The following is an 8,034-nucleotide window of genomic DNA, read 5'->3' as shown; positions in this document are numbered from 1 at the left end:
TCAGAGCTGCGCGGTGAACTGGATCAGCCGGTCGTGCGACGTACGCAAATGGGCGTACATGGCCTCGGCCACCGCGTCGGGATCGCCGACGGCCAGCGCGGCGATGATGCGGTCGTGTTCGGTGGCGGTGGTCGTCGCGATGCCGGATCGCCAGTACAGGCGGTAGAGGTGCATGTGCGCGCGCAGCCGGCTGATCGCCTCGCGCAGCAGCGGACTGCCGGAGGCGGTGGCGATGGCGTCGTGGAACCGGGCGTCGAGGGCGACTTGATCGCGATAAGCCGCATAGCCCTCGCCGGCGGGCACGTTGGCCATCCGTTCGGTCAGGTCGGTCAGCTCGGCCAGGTCCACCGAGCGCCCCGCGGCCAGTCGCGCGGCTTCCGGCTCCAGCAGCATGCGCATCCGGAACAGGTCCTCGAACGCGGCGAGGTCCAGCTGCGGACTGACGGTGTAGCCGGCCAGCGGCCGTTTGACGACCAGGCCCTCGGCGTCCAGGCGGGCCAGTGCTTCGCGGACGGGCGTCGGGGACACGTCCAGCTCGCGAGCCAGGCTCTCCATGCTGATCCGGGCACCGGGCGCCAGCCGGTCGTCCATGATCAGGCGCTTGATCGTCTCGTACGTCGTGTCGCTCAGGACGCTGCGCCGAGGCCGTTCTTCGACACTCACCATCGGCTCGGCCGCGACCTGCGCGGCCGGATCGACAGCCCTTTTAGTCGCCATCCGCGTTTCTGACCCCCTTGTGAGTGCCCAAGCAGGCGCGAGTGCACGGTCCACCTCTGGCCAGCCTATCCAATATCCTATAGGATCCGCGCCGACCGTTGTCACAGGCTCAACCCACCACCTGTGAGGAAAAGCGCCATGCACAGCTGGAAATCCGTCACGCTCACGATCGCGTTCGCAGCGGTGTCCGCACTGGTCATTCCGACCCGGCCGGTCTTCGCCGCCGCGCCTCAGACGCTCTATGCCGCTCCCGACGGTCACGGCGGGACGTGCTCGCAGGACCGGCCGTGCTCGCTCAGCGATGCTCAGCACAGGGTCAGAGACCTTACCCGCTCGATGAGCTCCGACGTCGTGGTCCAGTTGGCCGACGGCACCTACCGCCTGTCCGAGCCGCTGACCTTCACCGCCGCGGACTCCGGCACCGGCGGCCACCAGGTGATCTGGCAGGCTGCGCCCGGCGCGCATCCGGTGCTCAGCGGCGGGCGGCAGATCACCGGCTGGCGGCTGATCGACCCCGCCACCGGGCTCTGGTCCGCGCCGGCGAACGGGTCCACCCGACAGCTGTACATCAACGGCGCGCGCATCCCGGTCGCGCAGGGGACGGCACCCGTCGCGCTCACCCAGACCACGACCGGTTTCACCGCCGCCGACGCGACCTACGCCGGCTGGCGTAACCCGTCAGGCATCGAATTCGTCTTCACCGGCGGCAACGGCTCCTGGACGGAGAGCCGCTGCCGCGTGGCGAGTGTCAACGGCACGCAGATCACCATGCAACAGCCGTGCTGGAACAACATCACCAACCGCCCGATGCCGCCGATCCAGGTCGCCGCGGGCGCCAACTTCCCGAACATGTCCACGACCGCGACGCCGAACCGCATCGAGGACGCCTACGAGTTGCTGCACCCGGGACAGTGGTACCTCGACGGCGCGCAGCACCGGCTGTACTACATGGCCACGCCCGGCCAGAACCTCAAGCAGGACGACGTCGAAATGCCGGTGCTCCAGACGCTCGTCAGCGGCAACGGCACGCTCGACCAGCCGGTGCAGAACATCACCCTGCGCGGCCTGACGTTCGCCTACGCGACCTGGCTGGACCCGAGCGGCCCCAACGGTTTCGCCGAGGTGCAGGCGAACCTGCGGATCACCGGCGACCAGCAGACCCAGCCGGAGGGCACCTGCACCTACACCGTTCCGGCCGGGACCTGCCCGTTCGGCGCCTACTCCCAGGACCCTGCGGCCGTGACCTGGCGCGCGGCGCATGACGTGACCATCGAGTCCGACACCTTCACCCACCTCGGCGCGGCAGGCCTCAACTTCGCCTACGGCAGCCAGAACAACGTCGTGCAGGGCAACGAGTTCACCGATATATCAGGCATCGGCATCGAACTCGGCAGCAGCGACGACCCGCATCCCTCGGACGTCGGCGCCGACAACCGCGAGATCAACCTGGGCAACACCATCGAGAACAACTACATCCACAACATAGGTGTCGAGTACTCCGGCGCCGACGGCATCCTGCTGTTCTTCAGCCAGCAGACCACTGTCACGCACAACGACATCTGGGACGTGCCGTGGGACGGCATCGACAGCGGCGCGGTGCAGGGACACCTGGACAGCCCGGACCATCCGGACCTGACCACGAACGTCAACTCCGACAACACCATCTCCGACAACCTGATCTACGACTACCACACCGTGCTGGCCGACGGCGGGGCCATCTACCTGGAGGGCCATCAGGGCCAGACGATCCTCAACGCCGACGGCAGCGTCAACGAGGACGCGAGCTTCCAGCACGGCACCATGGTCACCGGCAACGTCGTGTTCGACGATCTGCACAGCGGCCTGACCCTCTACGACGACATCGGCACCGACTGGATCACCTGGCAGAACAATGTCGAATTCGGCAACAGCTACGGCAACGGCGGCTGCAAGCCCATCGGGCACTTCCGGTTCCTCGACAACTACCATGCCGACCAGATCGCGGTATGGCCCTGCGGACTGGCGCCGACCGACCTGCAGTACTCCGGCAACGTCCAGATTCCGCTGCACCCGTCGCCGTCGGACATGCCCGCCGACATCCTGAGCGCCGCCGGCCTGCAGCCTGCCTACTGGTATCTCACTGCGGCCGCCGCGCCCCTGGTCACGAGGGTCACCCCGCGCAGCGACCCGCCCAGCACGCCGACTCCCGTGGTCGTCACCGGCAACGGATTCACGCCGGACAGCGCGGTGTCCTTCGGCGGCACACCGGCCGCGGCGACCACCGTCCTGTCCCCTGCGTTCATCTTCGCGACCGTCCCCGTCGGCGCCGAAGCGTCGGAGGCGACCGTGCGAACAGCCGCCGGTTCCGCGTCCGGACCCTCCGGCCTGCCGCTGCGCGAGGTCACCGCGGACTCGATGGACAACGAGGTCTACTGGGACACCAGCTTCACCCCGTACAACGTCGTGGACGGCAACCTGAACAGCTTCTGGTCCTCGGGCGAGACCGCCATGCCGCACTGGATCCAGGTCCAGTTCACCCAGCCGCTCACGATCAGCAAGGTAGTCGTGCGGACCCGCCGCTTCGGCGACATGACGATCACCGACGCGACGCTGAGCACGTCGACCGGCGGCGCGCCGCTCCAGCAGGTGGGGGCGGTCACCGGCAACTCGGCACAAGACATCCCCTTCGCACTGCCCACACCATCCCCCGTCGATACGGTGCGGGTGCAGGTCAACGCGGAAACCGTCAACGGCGGCAGCCGGATCGAGGCGGACATCGCCCAGATCGACTTCTACGACGCCAACGGCAACCTCATCGGGAATCCGCCGCTCTAGCGCAGTGAGCCGACATCCGGCGCGGTGCAGGGGCCGTGGCGGATGTAAGGCTTCGCCGGACCGTCCACCTCGCGTAACCTCCGGTTCGCGCGGGGTGGATCCGGTCGGCCGTCCTGCCTGGCACACTGAGCACATGTACGACTTCGACGTGCTCGTTCTCGGCTCCGGACCGGGTGGGCAGAAGGCCGCGATCGCCACCGCCAAGCTGGGAAAGCGGGCGGGCGTCGTCGAGCGCCGGGACATGGTCGGCGGGGTGTGCATCAACACCGGCACGATCCCCTCCAAGACCCTGCGCGAGGCGGTGCTCTACCTGACCGGCATGAGCCAGCGGGAGATGTACGGGCAGAGCTACCGGGTCAAGGACGACATCACCGTCAGCGACCTGCTCGTGCGCACGCAGCACGTCATCGGCCGCGAGGTCGAGGTGACCCGCAGCCAGCTGTCGCGCAACCACGTGGCGATGCTGGCCGGGCTCGGCGCGTTCGTCGACGAGCACACGATCGAGGTCTCGGACGGCACGGGGCGCGAGACCCGGGTGACCGCGGACAAGATCGTCATCGCCACCGGAACCATTCCGGCCCGGCCGGCCACGGTGGACTTCGACGGCGCGACGATCATCGACTCCGACGGGATCCTGCACCTGGAGCGGGTGCCGCAGTCGATGGTCGTGGTCGGCGCCGGGGTCATCGGCATCGAATACGCCTCCATGTTCGCCGCGCTCGGCTGCAAGGTCACCGTGGTGGAGTCGCGGACCCGGATGCTCGAATTCTGCGACATCGAGGTGGTCGAGGCGCTCAAGTACCACCTGCGGGACCTGGCGGTGACCTTCCGCTTCGGTGAGACCGTCGCGGCGGTGGAGCGGCACACCAAAGGCGCCATCGCAGTCCTGGAGAGCGGGAAGAAGATCCCCGCCGAAGTGGTGATGTACTCCGCCGGCCGCCAGGGCATGACCGATGCGCTGAAGCTGGAGAACGCCGGGCTCAATGCGGACGCGCGCGGCCGGATCGCGGTCGACGACTTCTTCCGGACCCAGGTGCCGCATATCTACGCGGTCGGCGACGTGATCGGGTTCCCGGCGCTCGCCGCGACCTCGATGGAGCAGGGCCGCCTGGCCGCGCACCACGCGTGCGGCGAACCGGTGAACGTGATGTCGAAGCTCCAGCCGATCGGCATCTACACGATCCCGGAGATCAGCTTCATCGGCAAAACCGAGGATGAGCTGACCAGCGGCCGCATACCGTTCGAGGTCGGCGTTTCCCGGTACCGCGAGCTGGCCCGCGGCCAGATCATCGGCGACTCGTACGGCGTGCTCAAGCTCCTGGTCTCCCCCGACGACCACTCGCTGCTCGGCGTCCACGTGTTCGGCACCGGCGCGACGGAGCTGGTGCACATCGGCCAAGCCGTCATGGGCTGCGGCGGCACCGTGGACTACCTGGTCGACGCGGTGTTCAACTACCCGACGCTAGCCGAGTCGTACAAGGTCGCCGCGCTCGACGCGATGAACAAGATCCGGCAGATCGAGCGCCTCGCCGACTGACGCTGCGCTACCGCCTGCGGCTGGCCCGGCATCCGCCGGAACCGAGCCCCACCCGCCCACCCTCCGCTCCGCGGCCCAACGGGCCGCTACGCGGGTGAGCGCGCCGGGCGGCTCCTCGCTCCGCTGCGGGGCCGCCCGGCGCGAAACCCCCGTGGTCTGGTCAGGTGCTAGGCCGCCGCCGCCGGGTAGATGCCTTTCGCTGACTCGCAGCCACCAGCCACATCCTGCCCATACCGCCACGACATCACGTGCCGACGACCAGCCAGACGTTCGACGTCGTACAAGTCAAGCATCATTTGCCTTGACAAGGCAAGCTAACCTAGCCTTGTCGGCATGAAGCGAACCATCTTGATCCGGAGGATCGGAAAGGCCGCGAAACAGGTCGGCACGTCATGGACGTTCGTCCGGCAGGGCGGCAATCACGAGGTCTGGTCTTGCGGGTCATCGATGGTTACGATCCCCCGACACAAGGAGATCAACGAGCTAACAGCGCACGGCATCATGAAGGATCTCGAAAGCGCACTGGGGAAGGATTGGTGGAGAAAGTGAAGACCTACCGCGTCGTGGCGGAACGCTCCGGCAAATGGTGGGCCGCCCACGTTCCTGAGGTGCAGGGCGTACACACCCAGGCGCGACGCCTTGAACAGATTGAAGCTGAGGCGCGCGAAGCCATTGCTCTCATGCTTGACGTCGAACCTCAAAACATCGCCGTCGTGGTTGAACCAAAGCTGCCAGACGACGTGGGCGCGCTTGTAAGGGCAGTCTTCGCAGCACATGTAGCTGCCGAGAGCGCTCAGCTCAAAGAGCGCGAGGCAGCGCATGAGGCCGCGCGGGCCCTCGTTGTTGACCTGGGACTTCCCCAGCGCGATGCGGGCAAGATTCTCGGCGTGACCCACCAGCGCGTACAGCAGATCCTCTCAGGCCCCCGTCGGCGTCATCTCTCCCGGGTGCACGCGCAGCCTTCGTGATCTTGCGGACGCTTGGTCCGCCCGACCGCTCGCCGTCCTGGCAAGATATGCGCCATGGAACGTGTGCTTGGAATCGGTGGACACTTCATGCGCGCCGCCGACCCGGCGGGCCTCAATGCTTGGTATCGCGATTGCCTGGGCCTGGACGCCGATGAGAACGGCGAGTGGCAGCAGGAAATCGGGCCGACGGTGTTCGCGACGTTCGAGTCCGAGACCGACTACTTCGGATCCCGCGCCCAGCAGGTGATGTTCAACTTCCGGGTCCGTGATCTGGACGCGATGCTCACGCAGCTGCGCGCCAAGGGAGCGGACGTGGCCGAGGAGACGCAGGAAATGGAGGGCATCGGCCGATTCGGCTGGGTCACCGATCCCGAGGGCAATCGCGTCGAGCTGTGGCAGCCCGCTGATTGACCGCATCGCCACGGCGGTGCCGCGCGTGCTCCCGTCCTCGCTGGCGCTCGGTCGTCCGCTCGCGCTGACGCTTCGCTACCGCCTGCGGCTGGCCCGGCATTCGCCGGAACTGAGCCCCACCCTCCCTCCGCTCTGCGGCCTAACACGCGCCGTCCGCCTCCTCGCTTCGCTGCGAGGGCTCCCGGTGCTGAAAGGCTGTGGAGCGGGGCGGCCGTGGGGTGGGCCGAGGGCGTAGGGCCCTGTCCTGTGGATCTCGTTGGCTGTCCGGGTTTTAGAACTTTGCTTGGATGACAAGCCTCCACGGCGGCCGACCGCCGCAAGAAGGGATCACGCGGCGGGCGGCCACAACCGTCAAGGTCCGACCTGCGACATCAAAGCGAGCGGGTGCCCGTCCAGGCCGTCGAAAAAGGCCATCCACTCCTCGACGCCGTCCCCGTGCTTGTGGATCAGATGCGGTGCCCCGCGGAATTCCACGCCCCGCGACGCGAGCTCCGTGCAGGCCGCTTGGATATCCGGGACGCGGAAGTAGAGGACCGAGGGCTCGGCCGCAACGGTCTTCACCGTCCTGCCCTCGCCGTCCTCCGCACTTAAAAACAACCGGACGCCGCCGCAGTCGAAGAAAGCGAGGTCGCCGGACGTGTACAGGTGTGTGAGGCCGAGCGTATCGCGGTACCACCCCACGGCTCGGGCCACATCGCTGACGGGTCGGGCGATCTGTCCGATCGGGCCAAGGCGCAGTTCGCTGGACACGGGGGCGCTCCCCTTCTGACGAGTTGGGTCGGATGCTGTGCGTAGGCTGCTGTTGGCCGGGATGCCGGCCCAGCGGCGCAAGTCGGCGCGGGAGTTGAGACCGAGCTTGGCAAGCGCATTGGCCACGTGGAACTTGACCGCGTCCGGACTGATCCCCCGCCGTGACGCGATCTGGCGCGTGGACATGCTGTGCCGGACGGCGTTCACGGTCCGCCACTCCGCAGGAGTGAGCAGATCCGCATGCCTCGGTCGTCCGCGCTGGCTGCCCATGGAGTTCAAGTTAGCGACCCGACGATCGAATTACCCTCCCCCAGCAGCTCCACAGGCTCTGCCACTGAGCCAAGTACTCCAAGGGACAGTCACTGGATCAATGTGTGTGCACCGACGCTAGGCGCCGGTGCACACGCACATTGATCGCGGGAGCGTTCGCGACGAAGGGCCTCCAGCTTGTCAGCCCTCGTCGCCGTCGCCAGCGGTGTAGGCGCGGACGTCGGCGACGCTCCACCAGTTGCCGACCGCGGCGGTCAGAGTCATCCGGACGTAGCGCACGGGGCTTCCGCTCAAGTTGGCCACGGTGAACTGGCCGGTGCCCTGACCCGCCGCGACCGCGGTGGTCCAGTTCACGCCGTCGCGGCTGGTCGCGATCGTGTAGCCACGCGGGTAGTCACCGGTCGAGGCACCGGTGTCGAAGACGACCTGGCGGGCATCGACTGTCTTGCCGAAGTCGACCTGGAGGTACTGCCCGGGGGTCTGGCCCGTGCCGGTCGAGTAGCGGGTGCTGGCGTCGCCGTCCACGGCGTTGGCCGCTACGTCACCGGTGCAGCAGGGGTTGGTCGG

General features: G+C 67.6%; 8 protein-coding genes. 5 read left to right on the top strand and 3 right to left on the bottom strand.

Annotated elements, in window-relative coordinates; translation table 11 throughout:
- Nucleotides 1-717 carry a GntR family transcriptional regulator gene (locus VGZ32_RS25950; RefSeq protein WP_326888830.1) on the bottom strand — a complete coding sequence of 239 codons (717 nt, stop codon included), beginning with the start codon at nucleotides 715-717 and terminating at the stop codon, nucleotides 1-3.
- A 138-nt stretch (nucleotides 718-855) separates the two neighbouring features.
- Here VGZ32_RS25950 and VGZ32_RS25945 point away from each other — a divergent pair, with 138 nt between their 5' ends.
- The 5 genes from VGZ32_RS25945 (at nucleotide 856) to VGZ32_RS25925 (ending at nucleotide 6,447) form a co-directional block, all read left to right on the top strand.
- Entirely contained in the window at nucleotides 856-3,531 is a 2,676-nt protein-coding gene (locus VGZ32_RS25945; RefSeq protein ID WP_326888829.1) for a discoidin domain-containing protein, read from the top strand.
- 133 nt (nucleotides 3,532-3,664) lie between these two features.
- Nucleotides 3,665-5,068, top strand: a complete 1,404-nt coding sequence (sthA, locus tag VGZ32_RS25940; RefSeq protein WP_326888828.1) for a Si-specific NAD(P)(+) transhydrogenase — start codon at nucleotides 3,665-3,667, stop codon at nucleotides 5,066-5,068.
- Between the two features lie 333 nt (nucleotides 5,069-5,401).
- Entirely contained in the window at nucleotides 5,402-5,617 is a 216-nt protein-coding gene (locus VGZ32_RS25935) for a type II toxin-antitoxin system HicA family toxin (RefSeq protein WP_326888827.1), read from the top strand.
- Nucleotides 5,605-6,036 (top strand): type II toxin-antitoxin system HicB family antitoxin, encoded by a 432-nt coding sequence (locus VGZ32_RS25930; protein WP_326888826.1) that lies wholly within the window; start codon nucleotides 5,605-5,607, stop codon nucleotides 6,034-6,036. Before VGZ32_RS25935 ends, VGZ32_RS25930 begins: the two co-directional genes overlap by 13 nt.
- A 54-nt stretch (nucleotides 6,037-6,090) precedes the next feature.
- Nucleotides 6,091-6,447, top strand: a complete 357-nt coding sequence (locus VGZ32_RS25925) for a VOC family protein (RefSeq protein WP_349263754.1) — start codon at nucleotides 6,091-6,093, stop codon at nucleotides 6,445-6,447.
- Between the two features lie 351 nt (nucleotides 6,448-6,798).
- On the opposite strand, the gene VGZ32_RS25920 is transcribed toward VGZ32_RS25925, so the two are convergent.
- Together VGZ32_RS25920 and VGZ32_RS25915 are read right to left on the bottom strand one after the other, a co-directional pair.
- The gene (locus tag VGZ32_RS25920; protein ID WP_326888824.1) at nucleotides 6,799-7,467 is read right to left on the bottom strand and encodes a VOC family protein; all 669 of its coding nucleotides are present in this window, start codon (nucleotides 7,465-7,467) and stop codon (nucleotides 6,799-6,801) included.
- 180 nt (nucleotides 7,468-7,647) lie between these two features.
- Nucleotides 7,648-8,034: discoidin domain-containing protein (locus tag VGZ32_RS25915; RefSeq protein WP_326888823.1), on the bottom strand; the 387-nt coding region annotated here is incomplete at its 5' end.

The sequence above is a fragment of the Actinocrinis sp. genome (genome assembly GCF_035938995.1).
GTDB lineage: Bacteria > Actinomycetota > Actinomycetes > Streptomycetales > Catenulisporaceae > DASZGI01.
The sequence above is the reverse complement of the archived record's forward strand: the minus strand, read 5'-3'. Positions and strand labels throughout refer to the sequence as shown.